Here is a 16,637-nt window from a genome sequence, read left to right as displayed (position 1 = left end):
GGATTTTAATAGAACTTGCAAAGGTATTTAATATCTTTTATAAAATCTCAAATGCTATTTATTAAATGCACTTGCCAAAAAAAACTTCCTATGTCAAAATTCGTTGCACAGATGGATACAACTAACAATTGCTGCTTCTCAAGTTCAAAGAGTACACCGCTCCAGTGTTGATCTTAGACATTGTCGGAGATTTTCTCGTGACACTTAAAACCAAGCATATACAAGCAAGCGAAGGTACCATCCAAAGCCGGTTCAGTGATTGAGCTTAGTGATCCTGGCATAGGATAAAAAGACGGAGGAGAAGCGAATGAAGCGAAGTATGGCGATCATGCGGGGGAAACCTTGAGAAGAGTGCAGCACGTGCCTTTTGAGTTACTACGGAATATGATGATAAACTAATCACGCAAATCAAAATGGAGGTTCTATTTCAAACGGAAACGGTAACCCCTATATCGGGCTCAAGAGCGGTTCTTGCTGGTAACGAAGATGCTATAATAGAATTCATATGGTGGTTTTATCATGAAAATAATGAATTTAGAGAGATTTGGATTTTCGGTGAGCTTTGGGATCAAATGCAGAGTGTTTATACAAATGAAGTTATCGAAAAAATAAAAATAGATCTTCTAAAACGTGTAAAAAACGTTCGACATGAACACCGGATGAATATAAATATTAGGACGTAAGAAGGTAAGAATTATGACTGTAAAATTCCAGAAAATTATTGATGGGTTTAGTAAATACAATGTAGTAACTGGAGACGATGAACAAATTCACGCTGTTTTAGAACAAGTTGGGATAGAGGTCGATGAATTGTGGGATCTAGCAAAATACTTAGAGAATGCATTCGAAAAAGCGTTAGACGAAGGAAATCCTAATATAGCGGATAAGATCGAACAACTTCAATACGGGATTAATTTCTTATGTGAGGCTCATTCGGAGGGATACAAGGTCTTATTTAAATCAAAATATATTGAGCAGTCAATTTGACACTATCTGAACAATGGTAAAAAATACTATTATATCACTGATCGGTTCAATATTTGTGCCGCGTGCCGAAATTTCTGACGCTGGCCAACATACTCGGAATGGCCCCCCAACCAACCGTATCTCGGCACAGTAAGTGCTTTCCTCAGTGCTTGGAGCTCCTCGTGCAGGAAGAGCAGTCCTGACAAGCTGACTACGCTCTAGTAACGAACGAGATTTTCGCCGCGTATTCCGGATCAGGAGGCTGCTGCAGAGGTGATCATCTGAACTAGAATCTTCACTAAAGTGGATCAGAATGAGCAGCTTGAAAGAGAGATTTCGAGTTTGTTGAATTTATGGCATAATATGCTGGTCCGGAAGAGAATTATTAAACTACAAGTGTATTCCACCTTTTTGGGGAGGAAGTATAGAATGTTCTATATAAATGAGGCCCATAGAAAGAATTACGAATCACTTTTAAAATTTTATGAAAGCAGTTTACCCAACATTGAATATGAAGTGGCTTGTTATGTCTTAGCTTTACCGGAAGTATTAAAAAGAATCCCAGAAAACTACAATGTAGAGTTTCCGTTTGATTGGGCTTGGAAATACGAGAATGGGCAAATTATGCCTACAAACGCCCTTTTTTTTATGGATGATCCGTATAAACAACTTGTTATTGCTGCAAATCATATGTACAATAGTGAACCTTTTCCCTTGAATCGAGGACTCGAACATTGGGATAAGATTCACTTTGAAATATTCATTCAGGCTTGTAAAATTAGAGGAGAATTTCAATGAACACCGTTTGATTACTAAGATGAATTGAGTAGCCTTATGGACCAAACAATAGGGAAATTTACCACCCACATCTACTGAGAAACATGTATCATCCTTTGTTGAACAGACAGTGGTATAAACGACTTAAAACCCTGAAGGCCACCGGATGCATCTTGAGTCCCAATGTGTGGTAAGTGTTCCGTTTCTGACATGTTTCCTTTATATAAGTTCCATGGTATCTCTTCATTCCTAGTATAACTAGATTTTTTCTCCATGTTTACTTTTATTGTGTTACATTATTTGTCGACGTTTAATCGAGAGAGGATGTGTTCTGATGCACCCGCTGCAAGGTCATTTTTCTAAGAGTTTGCATAAGCCATATGCTGCTGTGCAAGTTAAACGAGAAGGAAAGAAGCTTATTATTGTACCTGAAACTGTGTTTATTAGTAGAGCAGATACGATGTATATTACGTTACCAGCAGAATATCAAGTGATTTCTCAGGACGGGGATGTAATCTCAGCTTCCGGTTTGTTTATGATCTCCTCAGAAACGTTCGATCCTTATCATGTGCTCATTGATTATCAAAAGTGATAAAAGGGTGCTTTTCTTTAAAGGACTCTGATTGGCTATTCTTAGAAATGGATTTACAAGCCTGTATGGAAACGCAGAGTGCTGAGGAAAAGAGATATTCTATTCATTCAGTTGGTTATGCCCAGTCTTGAGATCCCACATATGGTAGCATGATGTCTTCAAAACTTACGTGTAATAGTTTTTGAGTTTCCCCTGGTGCTTTTTATCTCTTAGAAGGATGACGAACTTCGTATTTCAATCCATCGTATGGTTCGCCACGTTTTGGAAAACTGGGAGCCTCAGTCAGGTACACAGCGAAAACCAACGCTGCTAGAAGATTAGCAGAAGAACTAATTCGTCAAAATCGGAAGTTGAACAAGGAAGAAGATCCCGATAGCGCGGGCCTCCTGTAGTCTATGGTGAGAGAATCGAAGACATGTAAGCATCATCAGGATTGAATGGGAAAGCAAATGCCCATTACAAATGAGAAAGGGGAACGAATTTCGTATGGGTTCCTTCCTCCGCATTTCTGAAATGAAATGCAGAAGTCCTCGGCACAACTTAAGTTCAAACCGAGGCTGGGTTCTCCGGTGTATAGTGTCCACCTAAAGACTGCAACAAAAGTAAAAGACGAATTCGGTACGTGGAAGGTAAGTCAGTGGAGAATTAGGGTTCTGTGAAGCTGATTGACTGGCAGAGGCGTCGTAGTAGGGAGCCAAGCACATCTATGTTTAGAAACATAGATGTGCTTGGTTAGGAAAAGTAAAAGAGATAGGCTTGCCGATCCCTAGTTCGCCGATATTTTATTGAAAAGCAAAATGAAAGTTGTGACCGTTCGGTATTCCGACCGTTATTGATCGCATCATCCAGGAATGCATCCCAATCGTATTCGAGACATTCGCAGAAGCCCGGTTCTTCGAACACTCCTACGGTTTTAGACTGAACAGAGCGACCAAACATGCAATTCGCAGTGTGACCTATCAAGCTAACCGAACACCTTGGGTCATCGAGAGAGACATCAAAGGTTAGTTTGATAATATCAACCACGGCCTGCTCATCAAGAAACTCTGGAACATCGGAATTATCGACAAACGTATCCTTGCGATCATCAAGAAAATGTTGAAGTCCGGGGTACTGGATGAAGAGAAGCTTGAACACTCCGAGAAGGGTACGCCGCAGGGCGGTATTCTATCTCCATTGCTCGTGAACATCTAACTAAACGACTTAGACTGGGTGATTGCAAGATGTTGGCAAATCCCTTCCCGCGAACACGAGAATTCTCGGCGTGACGCTGCCAGAAAATAGCGGGATTCGGTGAATGCTTCCTGACCCGATACACGGAAGACTCGGTTTTCCAAGTCTCCACTGAGAAAGAGGCTATTCGACTGTTAAAGGAGCTGAAACTGGAGCTATAAGACGAGAAGACGGTAGAGAGACATGAGATCAAACCCGATCAAGTTTCTGGGCTTCAACCTCATCGCTGAACCGATTAAGTCTAAACACGGTAAACCGAGTTCTGGTAAAATTGTGGGTAAGAGTATGTATTGATAGGTTTTTATTAAGCTTGGACATGGAGAGCATATTTTCATAAAACAGTCTCAAAGGAAATTCATATACCAAGTAGACTTAAGCGAAGTGTTTGGAAAATCGCTTCCCGTCCTAAAAAAAACATGTTCGCCACCTCTAGAAATATACTTTTGATTTGTTAGCATATGCTTAAATAATGAGTGTTCTTACCTAAAAGGGAACTCAAGACATTTCTTTCGAAAACTAACTTACATGATAACCAAACTTCGAAATAAAGTATACATTTGTTACAACGAGCTTATATGATTTTCATAGATTATACACCCGAACAGATATAAGATATCGGCATAAGAGTTGTTTGGTATAATACATCGCATGTTATGGTTAATAGTTAGAATTGCTTTTCTTGCTGAGCGCTTATTTCAATACATCGTATGTTATGGTTGAATTGGTAAATACAGGTTCGGATGGGTTTTCAATACATCGTATGTTACGATTAAGTTTCTGTAAGCTCCCCTAATCCAGCATAAAATCTATCTTGAAATCAGAAAATTGTGTAGCATCTTTCACAAAAAGGCTGGAACAAGTAACCCCATACACATAATATCTACTACCAAAAGTATTAACTGGTTTTTCAGGAGCATACCCAAAGAACATAGCCAGCCCATTGCGTAACTGCCTATTCTCTAAATCAATCAGCTGTGGAAATTCAGTAATAAAGCGATTCACTGCCGACTTTTGAGCCTTAGAGTTTCGAGCAGTTGAAAGAATAGCCTGCCACCGCTGACGCAAGGAAAGATGTTGTGATTGATTAAAACCCTTCCGACCTCCTCTTCCCAGAACATCCATCAAGTGCCAAGTAATTTGTCCGTATAGGAAATAAAATTCTTCATCCGTCGAAATTGAAAGTGCTGGATTATCGGATAGCAGGCTTTCAATCACTTTTTTGGTTGTCATTTTTATATCCATTTCCGCTTCGATCATTATGTGACCTCCCTTGTTTTGTGAATCTCCAACCACTGAAAAAACTATATCATAATCCTTTTGCAAAATAAACGCTTGCTCCTAATTATACCCTAAAGAGTATTGTAAGAGCACATTTGACTCAAGCCAGCCTGCCATAACCTCAGTTTGTTCCAACACAACCCCCTGCGGTTACGTATCTTGGGTATTCTCGGCAGAATCGTTTGGGAGTCCGTGCGGATCTTATAAGATAAGCAGATAGCTACTGATCTTATAGTACTCTTTTTTAGAACGATAGGGTGTTCCTACTATCGTTGCAGGACAATAAAAAAATTCAGTATATTTAAAGTGTTAAAGATGAAGTTGATATATTCAGACTAAAAAATAGTAGGATTTGCTTCGTTTAATGTTTTTGTTATTAAAAGATCCCTGCCTCAAAAAGGATGGGAATATGTACGTTAAAATTCGTTAAAATTCTTCCTATTCTATTTTTTTGATGCTAAAGTATTTCTGCCTAAAAGTACCCGAGCTCGAAATATCTCTAAGATAATTTACAATAGGAATAATAAAGAAAGCAAACAGTTGTCTAAAACGAATATTTCACTATATGAAAAATTCATAATAGTGAAATATTTTTTTTCTTGCATCATATCGCCTCAAAAACATAAATACCACATCAGGAAAAAGGTCAATCTTCAAGCCGAGAAATTAAAACAAACTGATCGGGCACCTTCCACCATTTTATCATCTTTCCAAAATAGCACTGCATCCCGACTCGTCTATGCCAGTGCCTAAGGCTCCATAATTCGAGTATATAAGCTTGAGGCCAAATCTGTTACTTCTTCAATCTACTGGATTTAACTGATTTATAATATATTCAGATCAAAGAAGAGTGGGAATGGATGCAATCTTCTATAGAGTAAGAAGCTAGCTGGACTTACGAAACAGTAGAAATGGATGAATATTACGGTTGAAGTCCTTGGTTGATTCAGACAAATTGAGTTAGGCAGAGGCTACGCGTTAATTTAACTTGTTTAACGCAGAAATTGAAGAATCTCGCAATCTTCGAAAGCAATTGAAAGAGATGTATCTGTTAGTTGAACGGGTTGCTACTATTATTCTGAAAGGGGGCGTATCGCAAAATGCTGGTCTAGTAAAAGGGTTGAGAGCAACTGGAACAAAGTATAATTTTGCATACCGGCTAGCGATACCATTACGCAGGCTCATGAATACAATTTTAGGAGGGGTTTCACATAAACAATGCATTTGAACAGTTAATAGCAAAGTTGATTTGTTTCTTCATTCACCGAGCCTATTCGTGAAAGGCTGAACAAACTTGAATTTGATACGAAATTCAGAGATCCAGAGGATAACATTAACTGGATCATTCTTGCTGGGGAATTGAGAAGATTAACGGATTACAACTAGCCGGTTTATTAATCGAACTGCTGGGGGAATTCATCTTCAGCAAGGATGAGAAAATCGAAATTAGGCTGTCCCTTTCTAAACACAAGTATAATTTTGAAAAGATAATTGCTTCTGAAAAAAATTCGGACCAGGACAAAATCGTTGCGTCTGTTTGGATGGCAAGCAACGAAAGTGCGTATGAAAAGCAGGTAGATACGGATTAGCTTGGCGGATAAGGAAGATATATATGAAAGCTAAAGAGCAAAAAGTTATGACAAAGGTCGAATGGATGAAGCGGAAATGAGTAAAAAAAATCTTTATATGATTCTCGACGAAATGACCGAGCAGCCACATACTTCCTTTAAAGCGGAACAAAGATGGATGTTATTAAAAAAAATAGAAATATAAGTATCAAAAAGGGCTAGAATTCGATAGGATCATTGTTATACTTGTATGTAAGAAATACTAATTGCATATATTTTTTGAAAGGGTGATTTTTATTTGGAACTTGCAACGATTCGCGAAGAACTAGAAGTTTACTTGAAAAGAGAGTCCATCACGCTATGTGATTTCGCTAAACTTACTGGTCTTAATCAGGGAACAATCAGTTATTTGATTCGTGGACGGAGGCCAATTTCTGTCCATTATCTTGACCAAATCACAATGGGCATGGGCCTAGATGAAGGGTATTATTATGATTTATACATAGACAATTACATCGAAGAATCTCTGCATTGGAGGCGAATCAGGCCACTGTTACATCGTTGTGCAGAATTGGATAAGTTGGACTGCATCCAGCGATTAGTTCAGTTTTTAAAGGACAAGCTTCTGTACATGCCATTGTTGTTTGATACAGCAGAAGAATGGTTTGAATGTGAACATCGAGCTGCTGCCAAGTTGCTGTATGAATGTGTGGCCGAAGGCGAACTTTTTCAGTATTCTGAGCGGTTGGCCATTTGTCAGTATCGGTTATTTACTATTGGTATAGGAGACAACCAGAATATAAACCTCCAAACCGCGATCCGGTTTGAACCTTTTGTAAACCGACTGGATGAAGTAGAGCAATTGGATGCCTTTAAAAATCTAGCCAATGTTTTTGGATCACTGCACTGCTGGGTTAAGGTTGATGAACTGGCTGATCAATTAAAAGAGAAAGCAATGACACGATATAAGTTCAGATCTAAAAAGCAACCAGAGCGTCCCATCATTTTTTATATCTTATATGCATATTTATTGAAGGCGCGTGTGCACGAGGAACGTGGAGAGTTTGTGAAGGCATTAGATTACGTTTCGCATTATGCAGATACAGACTGGTTCAAATCGACCGCCTATGAAGAACAACAGGTCATTGATCAATTCAAAGAATTGGCAATCGCCAATACATTTTTGTACCGTTTAATGACGGGTGAAGTGGATGTGCTCCCTGATTATGTAAACTACATGGAGCTGAGGGAAAGTGAGATATTCCCGGTATTGTTTAAAATTGTTGAAGCAGCGAACCGATATCAGATAAACATAGATGATATCCTTTTACGTTTTAATGGACACTTGGCCTATACAGAAAAGGGAGGTACCTTGGGGAAACTCAGTCAACAAGTCTCAGCAGATAGATATACTTGTTTTTTGGCAGAACTAGCAATTTACTACTTACAGGCTGAAAGAGTACACTACGGGCTTAATTATCTATTAGAGAGTTTGGAATGGTCTATTAAAATTTCAAGTGTACCTAACATTATAAGATGTGCGGCATGGTATGAGGATTATCGAGACGAATCATTGCCGGAACAAAAGAAGTTGTATGAAAAAACAATGGTTGAGTTGTTGCTAAAGTATGAAAAAAAAGGCCAAAAAGCAGAGGCAGTAATGCAGGCCCTGCATTTTTGATCAATTACACGCTTCTCCAACATGATCACGATCGTGCTTTATGGATAAGGATATTGAAAGGCTGAGGACACAGATAAGCTTATTTTCAAACTTATGTACGAAATTGACCAATATCCAAATATGATATTTTAATGGGTAAAAATATTATCAGGAGGTATTCATGTTTGATAAGTTGATTTTGGATTCTATAACTGGTTTAGAGAGTTTGGCTGAGATGTTACGGGCGGCGTACAGTTTCGAAGAGTGGGATGCAATGATAAACATTGCAGATAAATTATATTCTTCGGTTAAGGATCTATATGAAGAAAATCAAGTTAGACAAGCAAAAGGACAACCTAAGATCGGAACAGATTTGAAACGGAATGTAGCCTACTACTTTGGCTTTAGCATGATGTCAAAGGGAATAGCATTGCAAAAAATGGGAAGATATGCTGAATCGCGAAAGTGCATCGAAAAATATTCAGAACTTGGCTGGATAAAGGGATTAAATAAGGAAGGACAAAAAGAGGTGATCTATTACAAGATGCTTGCCAAAGCAAATACATACGTCTTAGACCTCCTTGATGGCAACACAAGCGTACTCGCTGAATACGTTGAATTTATTCGTAACAGTGAAGAAAAGGAATTATTACCCAGCATAATCACTATTCTTCAATCAGCTTTAACCTACAATTATAATGTTGATTGGGTGCTAGATGAGTTTCGAGAGAAGTTGGACGCCTTAGATAGAGAATATTACGACACTAACGTGAGTATACGTTACTATATAGACCACCTTTATCTGATTGCTTTATACTACTTTAAAACTGGAGACATCGTTAATGCAATAAACATTACCATTAAGGCATTGGGAACAAGTGATAAACTAAGAGACGATTCGGGATTTAAGAAACTCAATGCCTTATTTGTTTCTTTTAAGCAACGTGCAACAAGAGAACAGACAGAAGAGTACGACGCTTTAAACAAAAACATTTTAGAGAGGGTGTTACAGAATGAAAAGGGCGTTCTATACGATGGCAGTAGCATTGTTTCTGCTCGGTAGTATAATTGTACCTGCTTCGATTTCAACCACTCCAATCCATACTAACAATCATGGAATGGATCATTAAACTTACACCCTTGTTTTAATTATAGTGGCATGTTCGCACCTTGTTACCAAAGTCAAACCGTAGGGCTTGACTTTGAGATTTGCCGTACTTACAAATTAATTGATTTGCCATACTCAGCCTCAAAACGCAGGAGCCTCCTTTAACGGGAGGCTTTTGTTGTTTATTACCTTTACCTATAATACGCGGCGAGTTTAAAACGACAGGAGCTTTTTTACCTATGATGCTATCTTTAAAGACGGATCGCGTTATAGCGAGACCTTTAAAGAATTCCACACGGACGATTATTTGATGTACAAAATCAAAGCGATTACCCAAAATATTGAGACAAGCGTTGATGAAAGAAAGATGTTTGGCATTACCAAGCAAGAGCTTATCGTCAACTTAGGACTTTATACCAAAAACCATGCGATAGTGTACAGTATAGAAAAAAACGGGAGGTAATGTGAATTGAATCAAATAGAGATTTACAAAAAAATTCGAACATGGGAAAACATTCGCAAATTCGAGATCAAAGATCGGACTCATAAGATAAAAGGAACAAAACCCGAACCAGAAATCTGGGAACTAAACATTTTTAGCGGGGAGCCTTACTATGAAGGCTGGCCCTTCAAGCAATTTCTTCCAGATTCAAAGAAATCGAAGATGCACTCTTCCAACTGGGTATTGACGTCGAGTATGTGGTAACCAATGTGTACCAAGAACTAAACCGGGTTTTCTGGCTCCACAATTATTATATCGAAGAAAATAAATGGAGTTCGGAGGATAGGAACCAGTCCTACGAAGGGGACCATTCCATGGATAAGAAGCGTGAGAAATACAACACGATTGAGCAGGCAGTCGCGGGTTTTCTATCCTTCTATGACGGAGGATGGCAAAACCGTCGATGAGGTTCTTCAAAAAATTGGATTATGTGAATACGACATGTTCGAGGATACAACCTTACGTTGTATCCTTCATAGAAGCTGTAGGTTATACCAGCGGTAGACGACACGCTGAGGTGTCGGGCTAAAGGAGAAATTTTAAGCGAATCAAGAATCCAACATTAAATATTGTCAGTCAGGAAACGGCGGCGGGTCATAGCTTGTAGAATTGGTCCTCTACATGATGAATTAATTAAGGTATCGTCCGTGCCGGCTGTTGCCTAGAATCCTGGATATGCCAAGCGGGGCAGACGTGTCTCGTGAGAGCTGCTTTAACTGAAGAACCTCATACACAACAACTCGTTGCCAAATGACTGGTGGTTGCTTGCCGAAATGATACTTACTACCCTTCTTTTTAATCAGTATCTATATAAGATCATGTGTACAAAAATTATCAAATATATCTAACCTCTTACGTAGTAACGGCATCTTTATATTATTGATTGCACAGGAATAGGTGTACAGAATTCCTCGAACTTGGGTGACCGTAGTTTTCCATCTTTTGTGAAACACTGAAATTTAACTTTGCAACTAATTACGGGATCAAGATACCTCCAACCTTTATTTTCACTACGAATGAGCTGCTTGGAAACGAGATTAAACGCACGGATAACATCAGAGTTAGGGGGGAATTCAATCACACCTACATATTGACCATTTACGGTTAACCCCCAGGCAAACCCGCCTATAAGCCTTGTGGAGGCAATTTGACAGGTAATGTACTGGTAAGCCTTTACTTTCACCATGTTTTTAGAGCGAGTATCTAAGTGAATGGAAGCCTCGGGATTATATTGGACGATTCCTTCTAAGCCTAACTCTTTTGCTTTCAGAAACAGATCTTTACCATCATCATAAAGCGGAGTTACAGATAAGGTCTCTGATGCTTTTACTACTGATGATAATGCCTCTCTGCGCTCCATAAAACTCTTCTTCAGCATTGGTGTACCATTTAAATATAAGATATCCCACAGTGGAAAATGTGCCTTAAATTTTGTCGCTATTTGCTTTACTGCTGACTCTTTTTTTGTATTAAACCTGGTCATCGCATCGTCCCACCAATATTTCGGAGGTTGATCCGTAGACTGTGTTAAGTCGAATACTATACATTCCCCATCTAGGATCGCTGTCTTAATAGGAAGTTTTATACAAGCTAATTCCGGAAACCGTGCAGTAATTTCTGTACCATGTCTTGTAAAAGCTCGCACTTTACCATTGTCATAATGAATCAATGATCTAAAGCCATCCCATTTCAAACTATTGGTTTTCCATTTTTTGATTTGATTTGGCTGCAAGGGATGTAGCAGCATTGGTTGTAATGGCTGGTTCAACATCAGGCAACACCCTCCATAATGAACTTATCATGGGGATGCATTAAAGGATATATGGAATCAATGGATTAATTGAGAATTATGTACAATTCCCTTTAAGTATATTTCTTATGTAGATAATTATTGCAATACCCTCCAGCTTCTGCTGCCGGCAGATTTCAAAGAAGGGGGTAAACCATGTTCCATCTAGTATAATCTTTTAATTATATCATTCTCATTCGGCTTCTTCTAGAATTTCTTTGCCTATCATGAGTGAGAATGAAGCGGCTTCCATTCTTTATATTTTAATATATTAAATGAGCATACCTATTCGTTGAGACCTCAATTATAGAGTTATCCTGAAACTGTTTTGAGATGCTTCCCCTCCATGATACACTTTATAGAAGAAACTAAAGGAGTGACTCCATTGCAAAAAAACTTAACTCCATCGCTGATTTCAAGGTGGTGCCGACTACAGAGCAGTTATTGAATTCCTGAAGGAGCAAGGGAGAGAAATTGTTTACATAAACCTCGAAGATCACAATGAAGCAAGTTGGTTCAATCCTTATACCGAGGGGGAATTGGGAGCTGCTGATAAGAAAGGGTAGTCTTTTGTCTGTTATCCAGTAGCCAATTAGCTTCTTTTTTTCGATATACACTTCGTAAGCGTCCCAAACTTTATGACTATATCAGAATTTCAGGCAATTGTAAGAAACACTTAAGTCATTCTCATTAAAACCCCATTGTTAACGAACTTATTTCTAAAAAATTCGACTATAAGTATTTTAGGAATTAAACAGATAAAAGGAGACTATTTAAACGATGTTTAAACTAAATGTGAAGACCCATGGGGTACAGGCAGGAGTTGTAAAGAATCATGATAATGTTACTAAGGCGGCATTAGCTTCATTAAGATTAGCACTCAAGGCTTATTTCAATACTTACTATATATGTAGTGAAAAAAGATTGATAAGTAGTATGAGTGTCCCACCCTCTGACCCGTTATATGATATTAGTATGGGCGCAATAGATAACCTTTGTGAAAATATTGAATACCAAGAACAATTTATGCAGACCATATTTCATTTCCACCATTTTTTTGAACTATTTTTAAAGGATATTCTTAGTACGGTTCATAAAAACTTAGCACAAAAGATAATGCTTGATGGTAAAGATTCATCTGAAATATTAAAGGTGCTCTTAAATATTGGAGACGTAAATATTACACAGGATAACACCGCTGAGTTTGCTGTAGCTTTAGAAAGAGTTTGTACTTTATCCAAAAGGACAGAGGGTTTTGTACCTATTGTGGTAAAGACAATTACTGACTACCAAAAAACTCTGAAAGATCTCAATCTTTTGAGAAATAAGGTTTGGCATAAAGGGATATACATTCTAAGAATCACAGAATTAGATCAATTTATTTCTCAAAATATCTTACCTTTGGTTGTTAAAGTTTTGAAAATAACTCATTATAGAGGTTTGGAAAAATACTGGAAATACAAGGAAGCTGAGTATGATCCTATAAACGAAATCATATCTGCTGGTCGTCCAGGAATAATTGATTATAAACGTATTGCTTTTTTTAAGTCTTATGGCTTTGCTTGTTATAAAATACCTAAGTGGAATTTTGATTTATTAGATATAAATGCAAAAGCAAAAGCGATTGTTGGAGCAGTACATGATCTTGAACTTGAGACATGTTATGTATGTAAGGAAGAAACACTGTTAGTCAGTACTGTAAGCGATCATGATATTGATCGTGAAGGGAACTTCTTGGGAGCATGGTGGAACTCTACTGCAGCTGAATGTCTCAATTGTTCACTATCTGTGTTTCCCGATGCCGGTGAGCCTATGGACTATGGCGTAAAAAACGAAATTCTATGGAAATCTGGAGATTATGATTACGAATCGTGATAATTTGTTTGCTCCATCAATATAAGATGGAAAATGACGATTTAAATCCTAGGGAATATTGAACGAATAATGTCTTTAGGATTTGATCTTGTTCTATATATATTGAGGATGTGTAAATGATGATAAAACAGAAAATGGCGAGCTGGTTGAGAATAGATGGCGGTGGTATTTACCGTACACTGAAATTTAATCAAGCATTCAATGTGCAGGTTATATAAGAAAGAAGAAATTTCGCTTTATGACATAGATTAACAAGGTTAAGATTGGACGATAGATATCTTGACAGATAGAGAAGAAAAGTTTTACGGAACGTAAAACCCACAGAACAACATAGAAAATATCGAAGTCGTGTGATTTGTATGTGTTCGTTAGTCAGCCAGTGTTGACGCTGTGTCAAACAGATGAGGTGTGTCTCCTACTTTGGTGAAACACTATAGAAGACGACCTTTATCGACACCTGTATCGAAGCTCAATCGTAGAAATTGAACATACATTCATAAATCCAAGATGATTGACGAGGTAGGTGTAGCATACGGAATCGTTAGGGAATTTAGTTATAATCTTGAGGAGCCATCGTCTGGACTATTAGTATCGAAGACTCTAGAATCGTACTCACCTCGGACATCTTGTTCCAATATATTAAACTGCATAGGAATTTGAAGGATGCGTTAACTCATTTTATGTGTGATCACTTTCCATACTTCACTTAAGCAGAGCATCAACGGTAAAGTATACTCAACAAACGTGATACAAGAGTTTAACCAACTGAACCGCAACCGGAAAGGAAATAAATGAACAAAATATATTTATATCTCAGTTTTCTTATTCATTTTATTTTGGCATCATTGCTCCCTTATCAAATCGTGATGGTGTCTACTTGTATATATTATATTGGATTTTTTATGGGTAAATATTCGGCTCCTGATCTTATTGGGGAAGAAAATCTCTTTGCAATAATTTTATTCATAACGCTGTTATTTGTCTCTATGAGTGCTTTTCTGTTAATTTTCAGTTATGGCACATTGTTTAAAAAGGCGGGAGTCAAAAAAAGCATCTTTTGTACAGTTAATTTAACGATTTTTTTATTTGTTTGTTTATTTCATTAATCCAGTAAATCACAAGCAAGCAATTGTTATTCTACTTTTAATGAGGCTGTTTTTTAGATGAGTTTGTATATTGTCTCCTTCAAATAGACACTCAAAAAAGTTCACACGGTATTTTGTGGATGGAGTGAGCTTGGAGGGAATATTTGTGGCCAACAAAGGGCAGAAATTTTTCAAGCGTATGGAGAAAGGAGAAAGGCGTACTCGGAGGGAAAGGTGGTTACGTGTGACCCGTTCGCAGTTAAGGATCAGCTTGAGAGATAGGTAAAATAAAAGTGGGTGAAGCCTAGAATATGTGTAAAGGATCACCCTGATGTTAAATAAAAGAACGGAAAAGGATGAATTATATTGAAGAAAATGACGCTTTTTTTTAGTATTATTGTTCTCCTTATATTTTCAGAAAGTATGGCTAGTGCAAAGGCGAAGCCCCTTCAATTAAACGCGGATGGCAATCTTCTTACTGATATGAAGAGTCCCGTTGTTATAAACAATACTAGTTTTGTACCTGTACGTGTTATAGAGTCTTTAGGAGGCTACCAAGTCGGTTGGAATAGTAGAAGTAAGACGATAACTGTGACTGATAAAGCAGATGGCGATAGTCTACAGCTAATTGTTGGTAATAACGTTGCTCTAAAGAATAATAAAAAAATAAGCCTTAGCACTCCTCCAGTTATGAAAGATGGAACTACTTATGTTCCTTTGAGATTTATTAGCGAGAATTTTAATGCTATTGTAGATTGGGACTCCAAGAACAATGGTATTGCTATTTTAAAACCTGATCGAAATGCACAAAAGTTGATACAAAGTGGTGATTTGGCAAAAGCTAGATTAGGAGTTATTGAACTGCGAAGAGTTCAGTTCTATGTATCCAAGGATCGACCTGAAGGAGAAAGTTTCATCTATATTTTTCCAGAGAATGATTTTTCCAAGATGTATTTTATTTGGAGTGACAGTATTTATTATTACGAGTTAAAAAATAGTTATATGAGCTTAGTTTGGGAAGGGAAAAAAACTATTCCTAAGCTGGATGGAACACACAATCCTTTGTCTAAATACTTGGGGGGAGACGTAAAAAGTATATGGGGGGAACAACCGGCTGTAACTAAACGACTTGTTTTCTTTAACGATAACTCTGCATCAGTTGGAATGAGAGGTGAATATGGAATTATAGATACAAAGGGGAATGTAGTCGTATCCCATAAAGTAATAAGTGCTAAACAGCTTGCAGACTTAATTGTTAATGTACAGGAGGAAAAGAAATAATTAAGCTTGCTACCCCATTGTCCAATTGAGCCTTGTGTGTGATTATGGAGACTGACTTTGGAAAAACAGCAGAAGCGCCCCGAATTCGAGGTGCTTCTGCTGTTTCAATTCTATTTCCGTGTACCCCGTTTATGTTATGATTAGTGGGACAAGGTAACCGGTGGGAAAGACACGGCGAAATTACCCGAAGGGGGGTGCTTCCGTGTCGTCTCTTGAATTGTGTCTGAAGCTTTTTGATGTTGCAATGAAGCTGGTCGGTATTATGAATGGCCTAAATACGGTAGTCAACGTCTATAAGCAAGCTCGAGACAAGCTGCTGTTGAACAATCTGAGCAAGATGCCCAAAAAATTGTCACAAAATACCTAACTGCTATGCATGAAAAGCATTTTTTGGATGCAGTAGATCTGTCAAAGATTCACGGTATTTATAATGAAGAAAAACAAATTCGAAAGTATGAGGAGTACAGTAATAGAAATGATTTTGATAAGTTGATTATTAAATGGTGTAATTTACATGTAGTAATCAGCAAACCTAAATGATATATTATTTATCCGGCCGTAAGATAGGCTGTGATTCAATGGTTAGATAGGTTTCAAAAATTTAAAGAATCACCACATGAGGTATTATTTACAAGTAGCATGAATCGCCGAAGTATGATATATTATTAGTCCGGTTGTTGATATGGCCGGAAATGATTGATCTTTGAAAACTGAACAACGAGTGAGTAAATGATTTTGCTTGCAAAATCAAACAAGAGATATATTATATCTCGTCAGTTTCAACATGAGCTAATCGCTTTTTCTATAAACCGACTTCGGTTGGACTTTAATGGAGAGTTTGATCCTGGCTCAGGACGAACGCTGGCGGCGTGCCTAATACATGCAAGTCGAGCGGGGTTGTTGTAGAAGCTTGCTTCTACAAC

The 16,637-nt window shown here is 37.8% G+C and carries 10 protein-coding genes and 1 rRNA gene; 9 read left to right on the top strand and 2 right to left on the bottom strand.

The annotated features are described in order from the left end of the window. Positions 1-696 precede the first annotated feature (696 nt). From QD47_RS26265 to QD47_RS26255, 3 genes are all read left to right on the top strand, one after another. Positions 697-987 (top strand): hypothetical protein, encoded by a 291-nt coding sequence (locus QD47_RS26265; RefSeq protein WP_044648883.1) that lies wholly within the window; start codon positions 697-699, stop codon positions 985-987. Positions 988-1,395: 408 nt separating this feature from the next. Next, positions 1,396-1,764, top strand: a complete 369-nt coding sequence (locus QD47_RS26260; RefSeq protein ID WP_044648882.1) for a DUF2538 family protein — start codon at positions 1,396-1,398, stop codon at positions 1,762-1,764. A 313-nt stretch (positions 1,765-2,077) separates the two neighbouring features. Next, the gene (locus QD47_RS26255) at positions 2,078-2,335 is read left to right on the top strand and encodes a hypothetical protein (RefSeq protein WP_044648881.1); all 258 of its coding nucleotides are present in this window, start codon (positions 2,078-2,080) and stop codon (positions 2,333-2,335) included. Positions 2,336-4,357: 2,022 nt separating this feature from the next. Here QD47_RS26255 and QD47_RS26245 read toward each other — a convergent pair. Continuing rightward, positions 4,358-4,825: a hypothetical protein gene (locus tag QD47_RS26245; RefSeq protein WP_044648879.1), complete on the bottom strand. Its 468-nt coding sequence runs from the start codon at positions 4,823-4,825 to the stop codon at positions 4,358-4,360. A gap of 1,887 nt (positions 4,826-6,712) precedes the next feature. Between QD47_RS26245 and QD47_RS26240 the strand changes: the two genes are divergently transcribed. Together QD47_RS26240 and QD47_RS26235 are read left to right on the top strand one after the other, a co-directional pair. Beyond that, the gene (locus QD47_RS26240) at positions 6,713-8,095 is read left to right on the top strand and encodes a helix-turn-helix domain-containing protein (protein ID WP_044648878.1); all 1,383 of its coding nucleotides are present in this window, start codon (positions 6,713-6,715) and stop codon (positions 8,093-8,095) included. 160 nt (positions 8,096-8,255) lie between these two features. After that, positions 8,256-9,137: a hypothetical protein gene (locus QD47_RS26235; RefSeq protein ID WP_044648877.1), complete on the top strand. Its 882-nt coding sequence runs from the start codon at positions 8,256-8,258 to the stop codon at positions 9,135-9,137. 1,418 nt (positions 9,138-10,555) lie between these two features. Here the strand turns inward: QD47_RS26235 and QD47_RS26225 are convergent. Further along, positions 10,556-11,455, bottom strand: a complete 900-nt coding sequence (locus tag QD47_RS26225) for an ATP-dependent DNA ligase (protein ID WP_044648875.1) — start codon at positions 11,453-11,455, stop codon at positions 10,556-10,558. 798 nt (positions 11,456-12,253) lie between these two features. Here QD47_RS26225 and QD47_RS26220 point away from each other — a divergent pair. The 4 genes from QD47_RS26220 to QD47_RS26200 all read left to right on the top strand — a co-directional run. Continuing rightward, the gene (locus tag QD47_RS26220) at positions 12,254-13,348 is read left to right on the top strand and encodes a hypothetical protein (RefSeq protein ID WP_044648874.1); all 1,095 of its coding nucleotides are present in this window, start codon (positions 12,254-12,256) and stop codon (positions 13,346-13,348) included. 1,460 nt (positions 13,349-14,808) lie between these two features. Continuing rightward, positions 14,809-15,714: a copper amine oxidase N-terminal domain-containing protein gene (locus tag QD47_RS26210; RefSeq protein ID WP_235332369.1), complete on the top strand. Its 906-nt coding sequence runs from the start codon at positions 14,809-14,811 to the stop codon at positions 15,712-15,714. Between the two features lie 202 nt (positions 15,715-15,916). Then, positions 15,917-16,081, top strand: a complete 165-nt coding sequence (locus QD47_RS32695; RefSeq protein WP_200893525.1) for a hypothetical protein — start codon at positions 15,917-15,919, stop codon at positions 16,079-16,081. A 459-nt stretch (positions 16,082-16,540) separates the two neighbouring features. Then, positions 16,541-16,637 (top strand): 16S ribosomal RNA (locus QD47_RS26200); the annotation flags it as partial.

It is taken from the genome of Paenibacillus terrae (assembly GCF_000943545.1).
Lineage (GTDB): Bacteria > Bacillota > Bacilli > Paenibacillales > Paenibacillaceae > Paenibacillus > Paenibacillus terrae_A.
This window is presented reverse-complemented; position numbering and strand designations above follow the sequence as displayed.

Bases quoted from the DNA above. Each gene is read 5' to 3' on its own strand.
- QD47_RS26235 (WP_044648877.1), top strand. From the start codon at position 8,256: ATGTTTGATAAGTTGATTTTGGATTCTATAACTGGTTTAGAGAGTTTG.
- QD47_RS26225 (WP_044648875.1), bottom strand. From the start codon at position 11,455: ATGTTGAACCAGCCATTACAACCAATGCTGCTACATCCCTTGCAGCCA.
- QD47_RS26260 (WP_044648882.1), top strand. From the start codon at position 1,396: ATGTTCTATATAAATGAGGCCCATAGAAAGAATTACGAATCACTTTTA.
- QD47_RS26265 (WP_044648883.1), top strand. From the start codon at position 697: ATGACTGTAAAATTCCAGAAAATTATTGATGGGTTTAGTAAATACAAT.
- QD47_RS26245 (WP_044648879.1), bottom strand. From the start codon at position 4,825: ATGATCGAAGCGGAAATGGATATAAAAATGACAACCAAAAAAGTGATT.
- QD47_RS26220 (WP_044648874.1), top strand. From the start codon at position 12,254: ATGTTTAAACTAAATGTGAAGACCCATGGGGTACAGGCAGGAGTTGTA.
- QD47_RS26210 (WP_235332369.1), top strand. From the start codon at position 14,809: ATGACGCTTTTTTTTAGTATTATTGTTCTCCTTATATTTTCAGAAAGT.
- QD47_RS26255 (WP_044648881.1), top strand. From the start codon at position 2,078: ATGCACCCGCTGCAAGGTCATTTTTCTAAGAGTTTGCATAAGCCATAT.